Genomic DNA, 17,189 nt, shown 5'->3' on the forward strand with positions numbered 1-17,189 from the left:
CGTCACCCGCTGGGGGCCGCCCGTTGGTCATGGCCTTGTCACCCCCGATGACCGGATCGAGTCAGCTGAGGGCTGACAGGCCCGTCAGGGCTTGCCACCCCCCTCCCCGCATGGGGGAGGATGGCGGGATCCGTACGAAGGGAAAATCACGGTGAGCATCGACCCGTCCTCGATTCCGAACTTCGGGGGGCAGCAGCCGCAGCCCGGGCCGCCGCCCGGCCCCGTTGTCCCGGATCAGGACCTCGTGAAGCAGCTCCTCGACCAGATGGAGCTGAAGTACGTCGTCGACGACGAGGGTGACCTCGCGGCGCCGTGGGAGCAGTTCCGTACGTACTTCATGTTCCGCGGCGAGGGCGAACAGCAGGTCTTCTCGGTGCGGACGTTCTACGACCGGCCCCACAAGATCGACGAGAAGCCCCAGCTCCTGGAGTCGATCGACGACTGGAACCGCCGGACCCTGTGGCCCAAGGTGTACAGCCACACGCATGACGACGGCACCGTCCGCCTGATCGGCGAGGCGCAGATGCTGATCGGCACCGGCGTGAGCCTGGAGCACTTCGTCTCGTCGACGGTCAGCTGGGTGCGGGCCGCCATCGAGTTCGACAAGTGGCTCGTCGAGCAGCTCGGCCTTGAGCAGGAGGTCAACGAGGCGGAGAAGCCCGAGGACGAAGACGGCGAGTAAGCCGCCCGACAGCAGACGTGCCTACAGCGGCGTATCGGCGATCACGACCAGATACGCGCCGTAGGTGAGGGAGAGCCCGGCCAGGGCACCGGCCACCACGGCCGCGTGCCAGGGCCGGGCTCTCGCCGTCCGCACCAGCGCCCGCGCGAGCGGCAGCAGGAGCGGGAAGGCGGGCAGCAGGAAGCGGGGCTTGGACTCGAAGAACCCGGACCCGCCGAGCGCGACCAGCAGCAATACGCCGCTGTAGACCAGCAGCACCAGCGGGGCGCGGTCGGCCAGCAGCAGCCCGTACAGCAGGACCGCCGCCGCGACGATCACCATCGTCATCGGGAAGACGAAGCGGTCGCCGTGCAGGAGCACATGCCGGACGAAGCGCGCCGATCCCCGGCCGAAGTCGAACGTCGACCCCCACCGGCGCTGCACCTCGAAGTACCCGCCGAGCAGGTCGCCCGTGCGATGGCCCACCCACAGCACATACGCGGCCCAGCCGAGCGGCGCGAGCGCGGCGCCCGTCCACAGCCTGTGGGTGACCCCGCCGGTCTGCCGTCGGCCGCGCCACGCCTCGTACGCCGCCGCGGCCAGCACGGCCGCCGCGACCGCGAACCCGTTGGGCCGCGCCAGCCCCGCCAGCGCGGCCAGCGCCCCGGCCCACAGCCAGCGCCCGCCGAGCACCGCGTACAGCGACCAGGCGGCGAAGGCGGTGAGGACGGGTTCGGTGTACGCCATGGACAGCACGACCGAGTGGGGCAGCAGGCCCCACAGCAGCACGAGCGCCGTGCCCACCGCCCGCCCGTGCAGCCGGGCGCCGAGGGCGTAGACGCCGCACGCGGCCACCCCGGCCGCCGACCACGACACGAGCAGCCCGCAGGCGCCGCCGCCCAGCGGGGTCAGCGTGGCGACGGCCCGCACCAGCGCCGGGTACAGCGGGAAGAACGCCAGGTCGCTCTGGACGGCACCGGGCTCGAAGCGCAGGGTGCGGCCGTATCCGTGCGCGGCGATCCCCAGGTACCACAGCGAGTCCCAGGACCGTCCGAGCAGCGCCAGCGGCCGCTTGTCCCCGGTGGCCCAGGCGACGGCCGCGACCACGGTCAGGCCGGCGAGCCGGGCGACGGCGAACAGACCGAGAGCGGTACCGGCCGCGACCGGCAGAGACCTGCGAGGGGCCGTGCGCCCGGCGGTTTCGCGCGGGGTGACGGCGGGCGGCGCGAGGGTGCTGACATGAGTCACACCGGAACATTGCAGGGCAAAAGCGGCATACGCGAGCATTGCCCGTCCAGCGTGTACGGTTTCGCAGGGCTCACCCCGCCAGGGACTTGAGCCGCTTCACCGCCTCCTGGAGCACCTCCGCCTGCTTGCAGAACGCGAACCGCACGAAGGGTGCCCCCGCCTCCCGGTGGTCGTAGAAGACCGCGTTGGGGATGGCGACGACCCCGGCCCGCTCCGGCAGCGCGCGGCAGAAGGCGAAGCCGTCCCTCTCGCCGAGAGGGCGGATGTCGGTGGTGATGAAGTAGGTGCCCGCGGGCTTGAACACCCCGAATCCCGCCTCCGCCAGCCCCGCCGCCAGCAGGTCCCGCTTGGCCAGCATGTCCGCGCGGAAGGCCGTGAAGTAGCTGTCGGGCAGGGCGAGCGCCTCGGCGACCGCGTACTGGAACGGCCCCGACGAGACATACGTCAGGAACTGCTTCGCCGAGCGGGCCGCCGCCACCAGCCCGGGCGCGGCCGTGATCCAGCCGACCTTCCAGCCGGTGAAGGAGAAGCTCTTGCCCGCCGACCCGATGGTCACCGTCCGCTCGCGCATGCCCGGGAAGCCGGCGAGCGGCAGGTGCTCGGCGTCGTCGAAGACCAGGTGCTCGTACACCTCGTCCGTCACGACCAGCAGATCCCGCTCGACGGCCAGCTCGGCGATCGCGGCCAGCTCCGCGCGGGTGAGGACCGTGCCGGTGGGGTTGTGCGGGGTGTTGATCAGCAGCAGCCGGGTGCGGTCGGTGACGGCGGCACGCAACTCGTCGAGGTCGAGCCGGAAGCTCGCGCCGCCCTCGTCGACGTGCGGGCGCAGGGTGACCGGCACCCGCGTCCCGCCCGCCATCGCGATGCAGGCCGCGTACGAGTCGTAGTACGGCTCGAAGGCGATGACCTCGTCGCCCGGCTCCAGCAGCGCGAGCAGCGCCGCCGCGATGGCCTCGGTGGCGCCCGCCGTGACCAGGACCTCGGTGTCGGGGTCGTACGACAGCCCGTAGCGCCGCTCCTGGTGCGCGGCGATCGCCGTGCGCAGCTCGGGGATGCCCGGGCCCGGCGGGTACTGGTTGCCGCGGCCCTCCCGCAGGGCCCGCACGGCCGCCTCGCGGACCTCCTCGGGGCCGTCCGTGTCGGGGAAACCCTGACCGAGGTTGATGGACCCGGTCCGCAGGGCCAGCGCGGACATCTCGGCGAAGATCGTCGTCCCGAACTCGGCGAGCCGGCGGTTGAGCAAGGGGCGGGTGGTGGAGGTCATGGCGGTCATCCTGCGCCCAAGCTCTGGAGTTCCTCAACTCTGCTTCATTGATCGGCACCTGCGCCGATACCAGATGCACGGCTTCTGAGCAGGGGAGGAGCCGTCGCCGACTGTCGTCGTCTGTCGTCGTTGAGCACCCCCGCACGGCCCAGAGACGGCCCGGGCGGGGGTGTCGCGGTGCTCCTCGATGCGAACTACGGGCGGGACGGTTGCTGAGGCTTTCTGTACTGGTCAACCGGTTCGGGACAAGCAGGGACGGTCGGTGCTGTTCGGCGAGGTTGCTGTACATCGCTGCTGTACGGCATCAGCGGAGCCGTCGTTGATCTTGCGGCGGAACTTCTCTGACGATCTAATAGCCCGCCATGGATTCCGGGATAGCGGCAGTGATCGGGGCCGCAGTAGGTGCGGTGGGTGGACTCGGCGGCAGCCTGTTCACAATGCTCGGGCAGCGTGGGCAACAACGCGCAGATCGGGACCGTTGGCGCGACGACATGCGTCGTCAGGCATATACGGCGTTACTGGACTGCTGTGAGCGACTCGCAGCCGGATGGTGGGTGGCTGCTGACACCTTGCGCACCAACGGCGCTGACGAGGCGGTGCGTGAGGAACGTTACCTTCGAGCACATGAACTGTGGACTGAGTTCAGCTCTGCTGTCGCTGCAGTTTCTGTCGCTGGCCCTTCGCAGGTTACCGCTGCGGCCGAGCCTCTTATCAGTGCTCTCTTCGAACTAGACGCAGCAGGAACCGACTGGCGGGACGCTCTGAGGAGTGGTCGACAGCGGGGGCTGTCCAGATGGGAAGAAAGATTCGATGCCGCGATGGAGGCGATTCAAGCGCCCAGAGCAAACTTCAGGCGCGCCGTTCGGGAAGCCCTCGACACCGCCTAGCGCGGCTGCAACGAGGTCGGTGGAGCGGCTTTGGGCTGGAGCTGCTTTGGGGCGAGTGATCTTGGCCCCTTAAGCTTCCGGCGAGTCGGGCAGTCTGTGGACCTGCCCGTTAAAGCACGACGTTGGGGCCAAGATCTTAGAGGCTCGCCCCAAAGTGGCTGCCTAAAGCCGTGGAGCCGACCGCCCCAGCCACAGAGGGTTTCCCCGTCCCACGCCCCCGCAGTCGTCGGCGCCCCGCCGTACAGGCGGCGCGCTCCCGCGCCGTGCGCGGGGGCCTTGATGATGTAGGGAAACTTCCACCGCATGGCGCTTCGGGTGCCTAGATGACGGCACTCCGCTCGGCCAAGCTGCGCAGCGACTCGGGGATGCGAGGGTCCGAGAGCTGGATCAAGTCGCGGATGACCTCTCGGGCCAGGTGGTGGTCGTGGATCTGCTCGGGCGCCAGGGCTTCGGCCTCCATGAGTGCGGCTGTGGCCTCGCCGACGTGTCGCCGCTGCGCGTGTGCCCGCGCCACGTCAAGCAGGAAACGTGACTGCCGCTCAGGGGAAAGGCCTGATGCGTCAACTTGCTGGGCCACCTCTAGGGCAAGCCCCGCATCGCCCAACTCCACCGCCGTGCTCACGGCGTGGATCTCGACGTTCGTCGGCCCGAACTCCGTGTCGAAGTCGTTGCGGTCACCGCCCAACCGCGCTGCGATTCCGCGCGCTCGGTCGATGTGCTCATGGGTCCGCCCTCGGTTGCCCTCCCTCGCGTTGATCACTGCAAGAACGAGGTTCATGGCACCGAAGAGCGACAGCTCTTCCGCCGGGCACGTCGGGGACTCTGTCTTCGGACCCATGACGGCCACGGCGGATTGCGCTGCCTGCTCGGCCTGGTCCATGTGCTGCTGCCGCATGAAGGCGTGCGCCATTCGGAACAGACTCGCGACGACTTCCAACGGCTGCCCCGCAAGTTCGGCTGCCTGTAGTGCTCGGTCGGCCGCGACCCACGCCGCATCCGCCTGATCTTGCCGGGTGAAGCTTGCTGCGGCCACCTGGTACGCCTTGGCGCGTAGGGCGTGAAGTTCCGTGCGCTCGCCTGCTGGCGCGTGCCGTACGGCGGCCTCGATGCTCGGGAGCAGCTTGGCGAGATGATCACTCAGCGCCGCGTAACTCGACGCATGGACGAGAGTCCACGCCTCGTCTACTTGCTGACGGAACTCGGCAAGCGATGGAGTCGGTTCGGCCGGGGGCTGCTCGAAGAGGCTGCCCAGCGCGGGGTGACCGGTAAGGGCTACCCGCAGACCGTCGAGGTCGTTGCTCTTCGTCAGCTCCTCTGGCTCGGCTTCCTCCGCCGGAGCAGCGTCGGACCGAAGGTCGCGGAGGGGCACGTTGAGCGCATCGGCGAGAGCCTGAAGGACTGATAGCCGCTCGACGGGCTGTACGCCTCTTTCGACCTGCGAAACCCAGCTCTCGGAACGTCCCATCGCGGCGGCAAGGTCGCTCTGAGACATGCCTGCGGCGCGGCGCAGCTCCTTAACCCTCTGGCCGACAGTCTTGGTGTCTGAAGCCGTCACTTCTCGGCTCCGGCGGGGTACTTGCCTGCATACGGCTGGAGGCGGTCAACCTCGGTCTTTTCCACGTACTTGGCGCGCTCCGCCAGGAAGTGACGCGTGTGGGGCTGACGCTCGTGCTCCTCGAAGGCGGCCTGGTCGGCGTACAGCTCAAAGAAGATCCGCTCATTGGGTGCACCCTCGACCTCGTGGCACGCATAGACCAGCGTGCCGGGCTCGTGGGCCCGGATCCCTGCAGTGGTCTCTCGGATCAGCGCATCGAATGCCCCGCCTGCCCCGTCGCGCAGCGTGAAGCGAACAAAGAGCCCATAGTTGGCCATTCCTGTCTCCTCTCGTCGCACTCAGTCTCCCAGACTCGGAGTTCTGCTACTAGTCGCAGTTTTTCTGCGAGTAGCTTCGGTGGTGTCGCAACAACAAGCCGCCCCGGGCTGCGTGCCATCCGCCAAGATCACAACGCAGCCCGGGGCTCATCCCAAAAGGGAGACTCCATCATGCGTCAGATCCCCGTCGACACCTCCGCCGCGACCGTGATGGTCGCCAAGACCCCGCAGCCCAAGGTCAAGGACCGCCGTACCGGCGAGATCGCCACCGACGCCGACACCGGCGCGAAGCTGATGACGGTCGACGTGATGTTCGCGGCGAACGACGAGGTCGAGATCCTGTCCATCACCGTCCCCGAGCCGGGCATCTCCGGCGAGCTGGTGATGGGTACCTCGGTCGCGCTCACCGGCTTGATCGCCCGGCCGTGGGAGAACGAGTTCAACGGCCAGAAGCGGCACGGGATCGCCTTCCGCGCGGTCGCCGTCACGTCGTTGGCCGCCGGTGCCTCGAAGCCGAAGGCGGCCTGAGCCATGACGTGGCTGACCGTCGCCCTGGTGCTGGTCGTCGCCGCTGCGGGTCTCCTGCGGTGGCGGCGCCCCGCCTGGTACTGGCTGGCCTTCGGGGCCACCCTCGCCGCGTTGCGGGTCCTGGTCCGCTACCCGTCCGTGATGGACGCCTGCGGCCTGACCGTCCCGCCCTCGCGCTGGCGTCTGGCCCTGGCCCGGGCCACCGACTGGCCCGTTCCTGGTCCTCGCGCTCCGCGCATCCTGCGGCTGCGGCCGACCCGGACCGGCCTGGTGCTGCGGCTGAAGCTCCGGCCCGGTCAGGACGCCTTCGACGTGGCGGCCTCGTGTGACCGGCTGCGGCACTCGTTCGCCATGTACGGCGTCACCTCCCGTGAACTGCGCTCCGGCGTGGTTGAGGTGCGGATGACCGGCTATGACGTGCTCAAGCGGGTGCAGATGCCCGCCAAGACGGACACCCGCCCGATGCGGGTCCCGGTCGCCCTGCGCGAGGACGGCGCCGTGCACTACCGCGACTACCGGGCCGTTCCGCACGGTCTCACGCTCGGCGCCACGGAGTCCGGCAAGAGCGTGTATCAGCGCAACCTGGTGGCCGCGCTCGCCCCGCAACACGTCGCCCTGGTCGGCATCGACTGCAAACAGGGCGTGGAGCTGTTCTCGATGGCCCGCCGGTTCTCCGCGTTGGCCGACAACCCCGACAACGCCGCCGAGCTGCTGGATGCGCTGGTTGCCCACATGGGGGACGTCTACCAACTCATCCGGGCTGAGCAGCGGATCACCGCTGACGTGCCGGATGCGGAGATCGCCGCGAACATCTGGGACCTGCCTGAAGACCTGCGCCCGGTGCCGATCGTGGTCCTGGTCGACGAGGTCGCCGAACTCGCCCTGTTCACCAACAAGGAGGAAGAGAGGCGGCGGGACCGGATCATCACCGCCCTGGTCCGCCTGGCCCAGCTCGGTAGGGCTGCCGGGATCTACCTGGAGATCTGCGGGCAGCGCTTCGGCTCCGAACTCGGCAAGGGCATCACCATGCTCCGCGCCCAGCTCACCGGCCGCACCGCGCACCGCGTCAACGACGAGACCAGCGCGAATATGGCCTTCGGCGACATCGCCCCGGACGCCGTGCTCGCCGCCATCCAGATCCCCGCCGAGATGCGTGGGATAGCCATCGCCGCGGACTCCACCGGTGGCTGGCACCGCATCCGCGCCCCGCACACCTCGCTGCGCCAAGCCGTGAACACCTGCAACCGGCACGCCGACCTGACCCCGGACCTGCCCGCCCTGGCCCCGTTCCGGCCTGCCCTTGGCGGTCCGAAGTCCGTCCCGGGCCCGGCCGTCGAGTCCGCCCCGGCCGCTGCCTGATCACTCCTCGTTCCACGGTCTGCGCGACCGCTTCGCGCCACGTCCCTACCCGAGCCATGCCCAAAGGAAGGGAGAGCGCCCGCCATGTGCCCCCGCTGTGAGGACTTCGCCCGCACCGTGGCGCTGCTCGGCGACCTGGCCCTGTACGCCCACACCGACGGTGCCGACCTGGACTTCGTCGACGCCGTGGGCTCGTGCCTGGCCGTCTCGCTGCCCGAGCCGCCGCCCGGCTTCGACCCGAACGAGGGTCCCGAGTACCCCGGCCAGGGGTGGTGACCATGCCCGCCGCGAAGAAGCCCGCCGCCCGCCGCCGGACCGCGAAGCCGAAGCCCGCGACGTGCCCGGACTGCGACGGCAACGGCGAGATCACCGAAGCCGTCCGGGTCGGCACCCGCAAGGGCCGCACCACCGACGACCACCAGACCGGCCTGTGCCTGACCTGCTGGGGCACCGGCGAAGCCCCCACCGACTGAACACCGCCCGGGGCCGGGCGGCCGGACACCGATCCCCGCCCGCCCCTGGCCCAACCCCAGGAAGGAGACCCCGCGATGCGCCCCGCACTCCGCCCGGACGCCGTCCTCGTACAGGCCGTGATCGCCGGTGCCCTGTCGTTCGCCCACCTGCACGACCTTGCTGCCGCTGCCGGACAGACCGGCTGGAAAGCCTGGGCCTACCCGGTCAGCGTCGACCTGCTTTTGGTCGCTGCCTGGCGACGGCTGCGGACCGATGGCCCGTCCCGGCTGGCCTGGTGCTGGTTTGTCGTCGCCCTGGTGGCCTCGCTCGGCGCCAACGTCGCGACCGCCGGATTCCTCGACCTGGACCACCCGCCCGCCCTGCTCCGGCTCGGCGTCGCCGGATGGCCTGCCCTCGCCTTCCTCGGCGGCACGCTCCTTGCGCACTCGCCGACTCCGGCCCGGGACCGGGTGCCGGTTCCGCCGGCGCCCGCAGCCCCGGCCCCTGAGCACGATCCCGCTCCCGACTCGGAGCCGGTCCCGGCCGCCGACGACACCCCGGCCCTTCCGGTCGCCGGCCCCGCACTGGCCGTGTCGGTCCCGGCCGCGCTGGTCGACCACGCCCGCAAGGTCGCTGCCGACCACCAGGCCCGTACCGGCTCGCCGATCGACACCGACACCCTGCGCGCCCGCCTCGGCGTTCCCGCCTCCATGGCCGACGCCATCGCCGCCCAACTCGCCTGACTGACAAGGAGATCAGCTCATGCCCGCCCGTGACTTCTTCCACTCCGTGATGCGGATCGGCCCCGTGCAGATCGGCACCCACTGCGACCGGACCGGCCAGACCAAGCACGCCGCCGTGTGCACCGCCGACCGCTGCGGCTGGTCCGCCGACTACTCCAGCCAGTCCGCCGCCCAGCTCGCCGCCCGCACCCACCGCTGCAAGGTCCGCTAGGAGGCCACCGTGCAGGTTCCGCTCTGGCTCGCCCTGCTCGTCGTCGGCTACCTCGGCGTCAAGCTCATCCGCCCGCCCGCCTGGCTCATCGCCGTCCTCCTGCTCGGCGGCTTCCTCCTCGCCGACAGCGTCCTTGCCCCCGCCATCAACACCTTCGTCAAGTAGCCCAACTCTGAGGGGAGTTCACCGATGCTCCGCCCGAAGATCCCGACCATGCCCACCCCGACCGGCCACGTGACCCCGCCCGCCGTGGTGGAGCCGACCGCCATCGTCCCGGCCACCCAGACCCCGCCGCCCGCCCTGTTGGCTCCCGCGCCGTCCCGTCCCACGGTGCAGCTCACGCCCGGCACCGCGCTCGCCCTCGTCGGCGGCGGTACCGCCGTGGTCCTGGTCGTCGGCGCCGTCCTGGTCTCCATGCTCCTCGCGGTCGCCATCACCGGCGTCTCCGCCGCCGTGTGCGCCGTCGTCCTGCGCTCGCTCCTCGCCTCGGAGGCGAAGCGACGCTGACCGGCCCCCGGGCGGCTCCGATACCGCCAAGCATCCGCCGCCCGGGCGCCGTCCCTGTCCGATCTCTCAACCGGAAGGAACCTCCATCATGACCGGCCCCACCCCGGCCACCACCACAACCGCGCGGATCTGCCCGAACTGCGACGGCTTCGCCACCGCCGCCGTACCCTCCGGCACCCGCCACCGCGACGGCTCCCGCGTCCTCCTCCTCGTCGACTGCGGCACCTGCCACGGCACCGGCACCGTTCCCCTCCGCCCCCGCCTGACCGCCGCGCACGTGGAGGTGGCCGCGTGACGCATCCCGCGACCTTCGCGGGCCTGGACCCGGTCACCCTCGCCGACATGCTGAGGGTGGCTGGGGATCCGGGCTTCGACCGCTGGCAAGACCAGATCCGCCGCACCGGAGGCTGCGCCGACCCCATCCACCTGCGCGGCTGGGTGGTACACAAGGACAAGACCACCGGCGAGACCCTCCACCGCTACACGACCGAGGGTGAGCCGGGCGGACGGCTCCGTGTCGCTTGCGGCAACCGCCGTGCCTCCCGCTGCCCGGCCTGCGCCTGGACCTACGCCGGAGACACCTACCACTTGATCCGAGCCGGGCTCGTCGGCGACGACCGCCGCGACATCCCCGCCACGATCCGTGATCACCCCAGGGTCTTCGCGACCCTGACCGCACCGTCCTTCGGCCCGGTCCACAACCGGCCCGACCGAGGCGTCTGCCGCTGCGGCACGCGGCACACCCCGGACGATCCGGCACTCGGCACCGCCCTCGACCCGGCCACCTACGACTACGCGGGCGCCGTGCTGTTCAACAACCATGCGGGCGAACTGTGGATGCGCTTCACGAACCGGCTCCGCAGAGAGATCGCCGCCCGCGCCGGGCTCACCCAACGTGAACTCGCCGACATCTGCCGGGTCTCCTACGGCAAGGTTGCCGAGTTCCAGAAGCGCGGCGCCGTCCACTTCCATGCCGTGATCCGCCTCGACGGCCCGGACGGCCCCGACTCCCCGCCGCCGTCGTGGGCCAGCACTGATCTGCTCACCGACGCGATCCGGGCCGCCGCCGCGCACCCGTACACCACGATCACAGTGCCGCCCAACGAAGAGGCGGGCTACCTCGACGGCTGGCGTCTGCGCTGGGGCCGACAGCTCGATGTCCGGCCCGTGAAGGCGTTCGGCGACGGCTCAGAGCTGACGGAACAGGCCGTGGCCTCCTACGTGGCCAAGTACGCCACCAAAGCCGCTGAGAACACGGGCACCCTTGATCGCCGCATCGGCGAACTCGCTGAACTCGACCGCCACGGCGTCCCCGACCACGCCCGCCGCCTGATCACCGCATGCCGGGACATGGATGAGGTGTACCCGGACCGCCGTCTGTGGGCCTGGGCCCACATGCTCGGCTTCCGGGGCCACTTCAGCTCCAAGTCCCGCCGCTACTCGACCACCCTCGGCGCCCTCCGCCAGGCCCGCGCCGACTTCCGCGCCGCCCAAGAGCGCGAAGCTCTCGGCCTGGAGGACGTCGAGCCGGACACCGTCTTGGTCCTGGCCGACTGGCAGTACGCCGGACACGGCCACACCCCCGGGGAATCCGCCCTCGCCGCGTCCATCGCCCGAGATCTCCAGCTCAACCGCGAAACCGCCCGCGAAGCGCTCGCCGAACTGCCCGCAGAGGGGGAGTGGTGACGATGGCACGCGAACTTCCCGACCGTTACCTGACGCCGGTTGATCTCGCGGACTTGCTTGGCGTGCCCGTCGAGACCGTCTACCAGTGGCGCCGGAAGCGGACCGGCCCCCGCGGCTTCCGCGTCGGCCGTCACCTGCGCTACGACCCTAACGACGTGCGCGCCTGGGTCGGCTCCCTCGTGGAAGGGGCCGCGTAGTGGCCGGACACATCCAAGACCGTTGGTACAAGACCGAGAAGGGCCCGGACGGCAAGCCCGTCAAGGTCAAGACCGAACGGTACGGCACGGGCATGCGCTACCGCGCCCGGTACATCGGTCCGGACGGCTCCGAGAAGTCCAAGAGCTTCCCCGATGGCAAGAAGCGTCTTGCTGAGAAGTGGCTCAGTGCCATCGAGACGGACATGACGCGCGGTCAGTACACCGATCCCAAGTCCGTACGGATCACGTTCCGGCAGTACGCCGAGAAGTGGTTGGACAGCAAGACTCCGAGCCCGATGAGCCGGAAGGAACTCGGTCGGCGCCTGCGGCTGCACGTCTACCCGGTGCTTGGCTCCCGACCGATCGGGACCTTCCGGCCCGAGCACATCAGGGAGCTCCTCGCCGCGCTCGAGGCGAAGCCCGGCGTCGGCCCTTCCTACGCCCGGAACATCTTCGCGGACGTTCAGTCGGTTCTGGCTGCCGCCGTCGATGACTCGCTGCTGTCCCGCAACCCGTGCAGTGCACGGAGCGTTCGGCGGCCCAAGCGTGACGCGCACCTAGTGGTCCCATGGCAGTCCGCCCAGGTGTTCGCCGTTCGAGCGGCACTCCTGGAGAGGTACCGGGCAATGGTCGATGTCGGCGCCGGATGCGGGCTGCGCCAGGGCGAGGTGTTCGGGCTGGCAGAGGACGCTATCGACGCCGACGGGCGCACACTCCATGTGGTCCGGCAGATCAAGCACGTGGAAGGGCACCCGGTGTTCGCGCTCCCCAAGGGCGGCAAGAAACGGGATGTGCCGTTGCCCGCCTCTGTGGCGGACGCGCTCCGGGCGCACATGGACGTCTACAAGCCCGTAGAGATCACGTTGCCGTGGGACGTTCCGGAGGGGCCGAAGGTGTCCGCCCGTCTGATCTTCACGGCTGAGCAAGGGGGAATGGTGTGGCGGAGCAACTTCAACGGCAAGGAGTGGAAGCCCGCTCTCGCGGTCGCGGGCCTCATCCCGGAAGCGGATGAGAACGGCAAGTACGAGTCGGCGCGTGAGCACGGGATGCACGCCCTGCGACACTTCTACGCCTCCGCGTTGCTGGACGCTGGTGAGAACATCAAAGCCATCAGCGAGTACATGGGGCACTCTGACCCGGCGCTGACGCTGCGGGTGTACGCCCACCTGATGCCCGACAGCCGGGATCGCGCCCGCCGTGCCATCGACTCGGTGTTTCAGCATCACTCTCAGGAAGATCACGGCCCACAGACGGCCCAGTGAGGCACAGACGGCCCCTGACCTGCCCCTCTATGCAGGTCAGGGGCCGTTTCTGCGTTAGAACCCTCTGAAGTTCCTCAACTCTGCTTTGGGCCGTGAGGCGGCCGGGCATCTCACTCGCACGCACCGAGCGGAGGCGCCCACGGGGGGACGCCTCGATCCGCTTCGGGGGAACGGAAGGAGGCTGACGCCATGGGTACAGGCATCGTCGTGGCGCTGGTCGCAGTGGTGTTCGTGGTGATCTTCGTGTCCATCGCGCGCAGCGGCGGACGCCCGGCCCACCGCTCGCACGGCCGCAGGGGGCACGCGCACGGCAGCGGTAGCGGCAGCAGCGGCAGCTGGTGGGCCGGCGGAGGAGACGGCGGCTCGGGGGGTTCGTCCTGCGGTGGCGGCTCGTCCTGCGGAGGAGGGTCGTCCTGCGGAGGAGGGGGCGGGGGCGGATGCGGTGGTGGAGGCAGCTGACACGGGGCAGCTGAGCTCCCCGAGGGGGAACCGCATCCGGGAGGAGCGGGGCCGGTGCCTGGGACCGGCCCCGCTTTCCTGTTTCTCGTACGGCTCGCCCGCCCGGCTCCCAAGGGGATCGGCCGGGCCCCGGCGCACGCCTGGGCCGTACCGGCGTGCGCCGGAGTTGAACAGTTGAGCTGATAAGCCCTCGGAGGGATGGAAACCCTACGAACTTGGGTAAAAACGCTGTGACGGCGCGACAGTTCATGATTCCCTGAAAATCACCGATGCAGCCCTTCGGACGCCCCGCGGACCCCTTCTCACCGGCCGAACTGGGCTGACTGGGCCGATCTACCGGTGTCGTCCGGGGTGCGCCGAGACCGACACCTCCCCTTCCTTTGGTGCAAGCGGAGCCGATCCATGCTCACGACCCTGAACACCGCCTATACCGACACGCGCGCGGCCGACCTCGCCTGGGCCCTGGGGCGGGAGCCGCTGCCGGCGCTGGCCACGCTCGACCTCGAACTGACCGGCGCGAAGCTTCAGTTGAGACTGCTCGGCGCGTCCCACCAGGTGCTCCTGGAGGAGAAGCGGGGCGACTGCTCGGAGACGGTGGCCTGCATGCCGGGCAGCAGCACGCCCCTTCCGCTCGGGGTGGCCAAGCGGGTGGGTGACTGGGAGTACGAGTTCGCGGCACGGGTGGAGGCCCTGTCACCCGGTCAGTTCGCGGGCCGGGCACAGGAGTTGCTGGCCCTGGTCTCCGACCATCCGCACGGCCTCGCCGGCGTGTTCCCCGGCAGCCCGCACGCCTTCACGGCGATGCTGGCGCAGCACCACGAGGGGCAGGTGCACTGGCGGACATGGCACGCGTATCCCCAGGACAGACAGCTGGTGGCCACGCGGACCAGAGTGGGCGTACGGGTACCGGTGGCGCGCTTCGGCCAGTCCGGGGGTGCCTCCCGCCCGTTGGAGCTCGGGGGAGTGTGAGGGGACGGCAGCCCCGTTGACGGTCACACAAACGTGCCGCGCCCCAACAACACACGTGTGGGTGACGAAGCGTGCCGCAGACGTGACGTACCGTCGCAACGTGATCGAACCGCACGCCCCCGCCCCACCCGGCACCACGCCACCGCGGGGCGGCCGTGCGCGGCTCCCGGTCCGGCCGGCAACGGGACGGTTCCTGGTCCTCGCGTGCGTCTTCGTCTGCGCCGCCTGCGGGCTCGTCTACGAACTCCAACTCGTCGCCCTCGCCTCCTACTTGATCGGCGACTCGGTCACCCAGGCCTCCGTCGTCCTGTCCGTCATGGTCTTCGCGATGGGCATCGGCTCCCTGGTCGCCAAGCGTCTGCGCCCGCTGGCCGCGGCCGGCTTCGGCGCCATCGAGGCCGTACTCGCCCTGGTCGGCGGCTGCAGCGCGCTCGCCCTGTACGCGGTCTTCGCCTGGACCGGCGACTGGGGCGGCATGTGGGGCAACGGCCCCCGCTGCCTCCTGGTCGCCTTCTCCCTCACCATCGGCCTGCTGATCGGCGCCGAGGTCCCGCTGCTGATGGAGCTCATCCAGCGCATCCGGCGCCAGGACGCGGGCGGCGCGGTGGCCGACCTGTTCGCCGCGGACTACGTCGGCGCACTCGTCGGCGGCCTCGCCTTCCCCTTCCTCCTCCTGCCCCTGCTGGGCCAGTTGACCGCGGCCCTGATCACCGGCGCGGTCAACGCCGTGGCGGGCGGCGCGCTGGTCCTCGGCCTGTTCCGGGGCGACCTCACCCGCCGCGCCCGCTGGCTGCTGGTGATCGCCAACGTCACCGTGCTCGGCGTCCTCGCCTCCGCCGCCGTACTCGTCGACGACTTCGAACGGGCGGCACGGCACGCGGTGTACGGGCGGGACGTACGCGTGGCGCTCCAGACGGAGCTCCAGGAGGTTGTCATCACCGGCGGCACGCACGGCCGCCCCCTCGACCTCTTCCTCGACGGCCGCCTGAGGGTCAGCGGCCGCGACGAACGCCGCTACCACGAGGCGCTGGTCCACCCCGCGATGAGCGGTGAGCACAGCCGTGTGCTCATCCTGGGCGGCGGTGACGGGCTGGCGGCGCGTGAGGTGCTGCGCCATCCCGACGTGCACCGGGTCGACGTCGTCGAGGCGGACGCCGCGGTGGTGCGGCTGGCCCGCCGGGACCCTCCGCTGTCCGAGCTCAACGGCCATGCGTACGACGACCCCCGCGTCCACGTCATGACGGGCGACGCCTTCCGCTGGCTGCGGGCGGCGCCGCCGGCGACGTACGACGTCGTGCTCTCCGACCTGCCCGATCCCGGCATCACGGCCAGCACAAAGCTGTACTCACAGGAGTTCTACGGCCTCGCCCGCCGTGCCCTGACCCCGCACGGCCGCCTGGCGGTGCACGCCGGGCCCGTCTCGTCCCGCCCCCGCGTCTTCTGGACGGTCGACACGACCCTCCGCGCCGCGGGCCTGCGCACCGCCCCGTACCGCGTCACCGGCCGCGACTCCGGCTTCGCCCCCGGCCCCGACCGCTCGGCGGGCCCGACCGCCGCACCGCACGACTGGGGGTTCATCCTGGCGGGCCGGGGGCAGCGTCCGCCGTTGCGGCTCGGCGCGGGGGAGGGGACGCCGCGGCTGGTGACGCTGACGCGGGAGGGGCTGGTGGCGGATGCGCGGGCGGCGGAGGGGACGCGGGTCGGGGGGTTGGGGGCGTCGACGTTGGTGCATCCGCGGTATTGAGGGGGCGGGGAGCTGAGGGGGCGGGGAGCTGAGGGGCGGGGAGGGTACGCCTGGCGCGGCGGGGGACGGTGAGAATCCGCGGATGTGCGGGTGCGATTCACGCCATGCTGGGTAGGCTCGCTCAGCATGGAGCATGAGGTGTTCGTTCCGGTTGCGGCCGAGCGGCTCAGGGAGGTGCTGGCCGATCCCGTACGGGTGGCCCGGGCGGTTCCCGGGCTCCAGCAGGACGCCGGAGCCGAGCCTGTCGCCGGGCGATTGAAGGTGCGGGTCGGTGGTCACACCATCACCTATCGGGGCGCTGTGCGTGTCTCCGGGCACGAGGACGGTTCGTACGCCGTCGAGGGCGACGCCACCGAGGCGCGCGGGACCGGCTCCGTCAAGCTCGCGCTGACGCTGCGGGTCCGGGAGGCCGAGGGCGGCGCCACGCTGAGGATCGAGGGGACCGCTTCGGCTGACGGGCGCGTCACGGAGTTTGCCGCGGAGGCGGTCGGCTCCGCCGTGGCTCGGTTGCTGGACCGTTTCGGGGAGCAGCTGGGAGTTGTGGCGGGGGAGACGGCGTCGGAGGCGGAGCAGGAAGGCGCCGAGGCCGAGACGCTGGAGCCGGAGCCCTTGGCTCCCGGGGAGTTCGAGACGCGGGTCACCAGTGACTTCGAGACGACCCCCGATGCCGATGATGCCGCGGCGCCGGAGCCGGGGCCGACGTCCGTATTCGACGCCGAGGTTCCGCCGCCGTCGCCCGATCCGGTGGCCGACGAGACGCACGACGGGGGCGATGCGGAGCGGGCTGAGGGCGACAAGGGCGACGAGGGCGCTGCGGATGCCGGGGGCGGGGAGCCGCCCGTCGCCGAGGCGGCTCATGCTCGGCGGACGATGATCGGGCGCAGTGCGGAGGAAGTGGACCATGCCCCGCCGCGGGGGCGTTACGCGCCGGTTCCGGCGCCGCAGACCGTCATGCCGAGTTCCACGCTGCGGTGGGCGGCTCCGGCGGCGGCCCTCGTGCTGGCGTCGGCGATCGTGGTGGGGCGGATGCTGCGGCGGCGGCGCTGAGGCTGCCCGACGGGGGTGCCGCTGGGGGTTTCCTCGCCCCCGCCGCCCCTACCCGTCCCATCCCCCAGGGGCTCCGCCCCTTCAACCCCGGG

At 70.9% G+C, this 17,189-nt stretch carries 21 protein-coding genes; 17 read left to right on the forward strand and 4 right to left on the reverse strand.

Translation table 11 applies throughout. The annotated features are described in order from the left end of the window. The first annotated feature begins 151 nt into the window (after positions 1–151). Positions 152–682 carry a YbjN domain-containing protein gene (locus tag AQI70_RS08565; RefSeq protein ID WP_062146076.1) on the forward strand — a complete coding sequence of 177 codons (531 nt, stop codon included), beginning with the start codon at positions 152–154 and terminating at the stop codon, positions 680–682. A gap of 21 nt (positions 683–703) precedes the next feature. Here the strand turns inward: AQI70_RS08565 and AQI70_RS08570 are convergent, their stop codons facing one another. The 4 genes from AQI70_RS08570 to AQI70_RS08585 form a co-directional block, all read right to left on the reverse strand. Further along, positions 704–1,909 (reverse strand): hypothetical protein, encoded by a 1,206-nt coding sequence (locus tag AQI70_RS08570; RefSeq protein WP_062146078.1) that lies wholly within the window; start codon positions 1,907–1,909, stop codon positions 704–706. A gap of 70 nt (positions 1,910–1,979) precedes the next feature. Beyond that, positions 1,980–3,182 (reverse strand): pyridoxal phosphate-dependent aminotransferase, encoded by a 1,203-nt coding sequence (locus AQI70_RS08575; RefSeq protein ID WP_062146079.1) that lies wholly within the window; start codon positions 3,180–3,182, stop codon positions 1,980–1,982. 1,197 nt (positions 3,183–4,379) lie between these two features. Further along, complete coding sequence (locus AQI70_RS08580; protein ID WP_062146081.1) at positions 4,380–5,615, reverse strand: helix-turn-helix domain-containing protein; 1,236 nt, start codon at positions 5,613–5,615, stop codon at positions 4,380–4,382. Next, positions 5,612–5,932, reverse strand: coding sequence for a putative quinol monooxygenase (locus AQI70_RS08585; protein WP_062146083.1), 321 nt, complete (start codon positions 5,930–5,932; stop codon positions 5,612–5,614). Before AQI70_RS08585 ends, AQI70_RS08580 begins: the two co-directional genes overlap by 4 nt. Positions 5,933–6,103: 171 nt before the next feature. Here AQI70_RS08585 and AQI70_RS08590 point away from each other — a divergent pair, with 171 nt between their 5' ends. The 16 genes from AQI70_RS08590 to AQI70_RS08655 all read left to right on the forward strand — a co-directional run bounded on the left by AQI70_RS08590 (position 6,104) and on the right by AQI70_RS08655 (position 17,097). Next, entirely contained in the window at positions 6,104–6,460 is a 357-nt protein-coding gene (locus AQI70_RS08590; RefSeq protein WP_062146085.1) for an SCO3933 family regulatory protein, read from the forward strand. Between the two features lie 3 nt (positions 6,461–6,463). Beyond that, a complete protein-coding gene (locus tag AQI70_RS08595) occupies positions 6,464–7,819 on the forward strand; it encodes an FtsK/SpoIIIE domain-containing protein (protein WP_062146087.1) in 1,356 nt (451 codons plus the stop codon). Positions 7,820–7,903: 84 nt separating this feature from the next. Further along, the gene (locus tag AQI70_RS08600) at positions 7,904–8,095 is read left to right on the forward strand and encodes a hypothetical protein (protein ID WP_062146089.1); all 192 of its coding nucleotides are present in this window, start codon (positions 7,904–7,906) and stop codon (positions 8,093–8,095) included. Positions 8,096–8,097: 2 nt separating this feature from the next. After that, entirely contained in the window at positions 8,098–8,292 is a 195-nt protein-coding gene (locus AQI70_RS08605; protein ID WP_062146091.1) for a hypothetical protein, read from the forward strand. Between the two features lie 75 nt (positions 8,293–8,367). After that, a complete protein-coding gene (locus tag AQI70_RS08610) occupies positions 8,368–9,015 on the forward strand; it encodes a DUF2637 domain-containing protein (RefSeq protein ID WP_062146093.1) in 648 nt (215 codons plus the stop codon). Positions 9,016–9,034: 19 nt separating this feature from the next. After that, positions 9,035–9,226 carry a mobile element transfer protein gene (locus AQI70_RS08615; RefSeq protein ID WP_062146095.1) on the forward strand — a complete coding sequence of 64 codons (192 nt, stop codon included), beginning with the start codon at positions 9,035–9,037 and terminating at the stop codon, positions 9,224–9,226. 9 nt (positions 9,227–9,235) lie between these two features. Beyond that, the gene (locus AQI70_RS38415; RefSeq protein WP_107116932.1) at positions 9,236–9,391 is read left to right on the forward strand and encodes a hypothetical protein; all 156 of its coding nucleotides are present in this window, start codon (positions 9,236–9,238) and stop codon (positions 9,389–9,391) included. A 24-nt stretch (positions 9,392–9,415) separates the two neighbouring features. Continuing rightward, complete coding sequence (locus tag AQI70_RS08620; protein WP_062146097.1) at positions 9,416–9,733, forward strand: hypothetical protein; 318 nt, start codon at positions 9,416–9,418, stop codon at positions 9,731–9,733. Between the two features lie 88 nt (positions 9,734–9,821). Further along, a complete protein-coding gene (locus AQI70_RS08625) occupies positions 9,822–10,028 on the forward strand; it encodes a hypothetical protein (protein ID WP_062146099.1) in 207 nt (68 codons plus the stop codon). A 47-nt stretch (positions 10,029–10,075) separates the two neighbouring features. Continuing rightward, positions 10,076–11,419 carry a replication initiator protein RepSA gene (gene repSA, locus AQI70_RS08630; protein ID WP_062146552.1) on the forward strand — a complete coding sequence of 448 codons (1,344 nt, stop codon included), beginning with the start codon at positions 10,076–10,078 and terminating at the stop codon, positions 11,417–11,419. Positions 11,420–11,421: 2 nt separating this feature from the next. Then, positions 11,422–11,616: a helix-turn-helix transcriptional regulator gene (locus tag AQI70_RS08635; RefSeq protein ID WP_062146101.1), complete on the forward strand. Its 195-nt coding sequence runs from the start codon at positions 11,422–11,424 to the stop codon at positions 11,614–11,616. After that, a complete protein-coding gene (locus AQI70_RS08640; RefSeq protein ID WP_062146103.1) occupies positions 11,616–12,878 on the forward strand; it encodes a tyrosine-type recombinase/integrase in 1,263 nt (420 codons plus the stop codon). Before AQI70_RS08635 ends, AQI70_RS08640 begins: the two co-directional genes overlap by 1 nt. A 189-nt stretch (positions 12,879–13,067) precedes the next feature. Beyond that, entirely contained in the window at positions 13,068–13,337 is a 270-nt protein-coding gene (locus AQI70_RS39060) for a hypothetical protein (protein ID WP_159042637.1), read from the forward strand. A gap of 402 nt (positions 13,338–13,739) precedes the next feature. Then, complete coding sequence (locus AQI70_RS08645; protein ID WP_062146105.1) at positions 13,740–14,306, forward strand: DUF2617 family protein; 567 nt, start codon at positions 13,740–13,742, stop codon at positions 14,304–14,306. A gap of 100 nt (positions 14,307–14,406) precedes the next feature. Next, positions 14,407–16,050 carry a polyamine aminopropyltransferase gene (locus tag AQI70_RS08650; protein WP_062146554.1) on the forward strand — a complete coding sequence of 548 codons (1,644 nt, stop codon included), beginning with the start codon at positions 14,407–14,409 and terminating at the stop codon, positions 16,048–16,050. Positions 16,051–16,176: 126 nt separating this feature from the next. Continuing rightward, a complete protein-coding gene (locus tag AQI70_RS08655; protein ID WP_062146556.1) occupies positions 16,177–17,097 on the forward strand; it encodes an SRPBCC family protein in 921 nt (306 codons plus the stop codon). Positions 17,098–17,189 lie beyond the last annotated feature (92 nt).

The sequence above is a fragment of the Streptomyces curacoi genome, assembly GCF_001513975.1.
GTDB lineage: Bacteria > Actinomycetota > Actinomycetes > Streptomycetales > Streptomycetaceae > Streptomyces > Streptomyces curacoi.

Excerpts from the sequence above, each read along its gene's own strand:
- AQI70_RS08620 (WP_062146097.1), top strand. The coding sequence starts at position 9,416 with ATGCTCCGCCCGAAGATCCCGACCATGCCCACCCCGACCGGCCACGTG.
- AQI70_RS08605 (WP_062146091.1), top strand. The coding sequence starts at position 8,098 with ATGCCCGCCGCGAAGAAGCCCGCCGCCCGCCGCCGGACCGCGAAGCCG.
- AQI70_RS08585 (WP_062146083.1), bottom strand. The coding sequence starts at position 5,932 with ATGGCCAACTATGGGCTCTTTGTTCGCTTCACGCTGCGCGACGGGGCA.
- AQI70_RS08635 (WP_062146101.1), top strand. The coding sequence starts at position 11,422 with ATGGCACGCGAACTTCCCGACCGTTACCTGACGCCGGTTGATCTCGCG.
- AQI70_RS08600 (WP_062146089.1), top strand. The coding sequence starts at position 7,904 with ATGTGCCCCCGCTGTGAGGACTTCGCCCGCACCGTGGCGCTGCTCGGC.
- AQI70_RS08590 (WP_062146085.1), top strand. The coding sequence starts at position 6,104 with ATGCGTCAGATCCCCGTCGACACCTCCGCCGCGACCGTGATGGTCGCC.
- AQI70_RS08615 (WP_062146095.1), top strand. The coding sequence starts at position 9,035 with ATGCCCGCCCGTGACTTCTTCCACTCCGTGATGCGGATCGGCCCCGTG.
- AQI70_RS08625 (WP_062146099.1), top strand. The coding sequence starts at position 9,822 with ATGACCGGCCCCACCCCGGCCACCACCACAACCGCGCGGATCTGCCCG.
- AQI70_RS08595 (WP_062146087.1), top strand. The coding sequence starts at position 6,464 with ATGACGTGGCTGACCGTCGCCCTGGTGCTGGTCGTCGCCGCTGCGGGT.
- AQI70_RS39060 (WP_159042637.1), top strand. The coding sequence starts at position 13,068 with ATGGGTACAGGCATCGTCGTGGCGCTGGTCGCAGTGGTGTTCGTGGTG.
- repSA (WP_062146552.1), top strand. The coding sequence starts at position 10,076 with ATGCTGAGGGTGGCTGGGGATCCGGGCTTCGACCGCTGGCAAGACCAG.
- AQI70_RS08610 (WP_062146093.1), top strand. The coding sequence starts at position 8,368 with ATGCGCCCCGCACTCCGCCCGGACGCCGTCCTCGTACAGGCCGTGATC.
- AQI70_RS08655 (WP_062146556.1), top strand. The coding sequence starts at position 16,177 with ATGGAGCATGAGGTGTTCGTTCCGGTTGCGGCCGAGCGGCTCAGGGAG.
- AQI70_RS08575 (WP_062146079.1), bottom strand. The coding sequence starts at position 3,182 with ATGACCGCCATGACCTCCACCACCCGCCCCTTGCTCAACCGCCGGCTC.
- AQI70_RS08645 (WP_062146105.1), top strand. The coding sequence starts at position 13,740 with ATGCTCACGACCCTGAACACCGCCTATACCGACACGCGCGCGGCCGAC.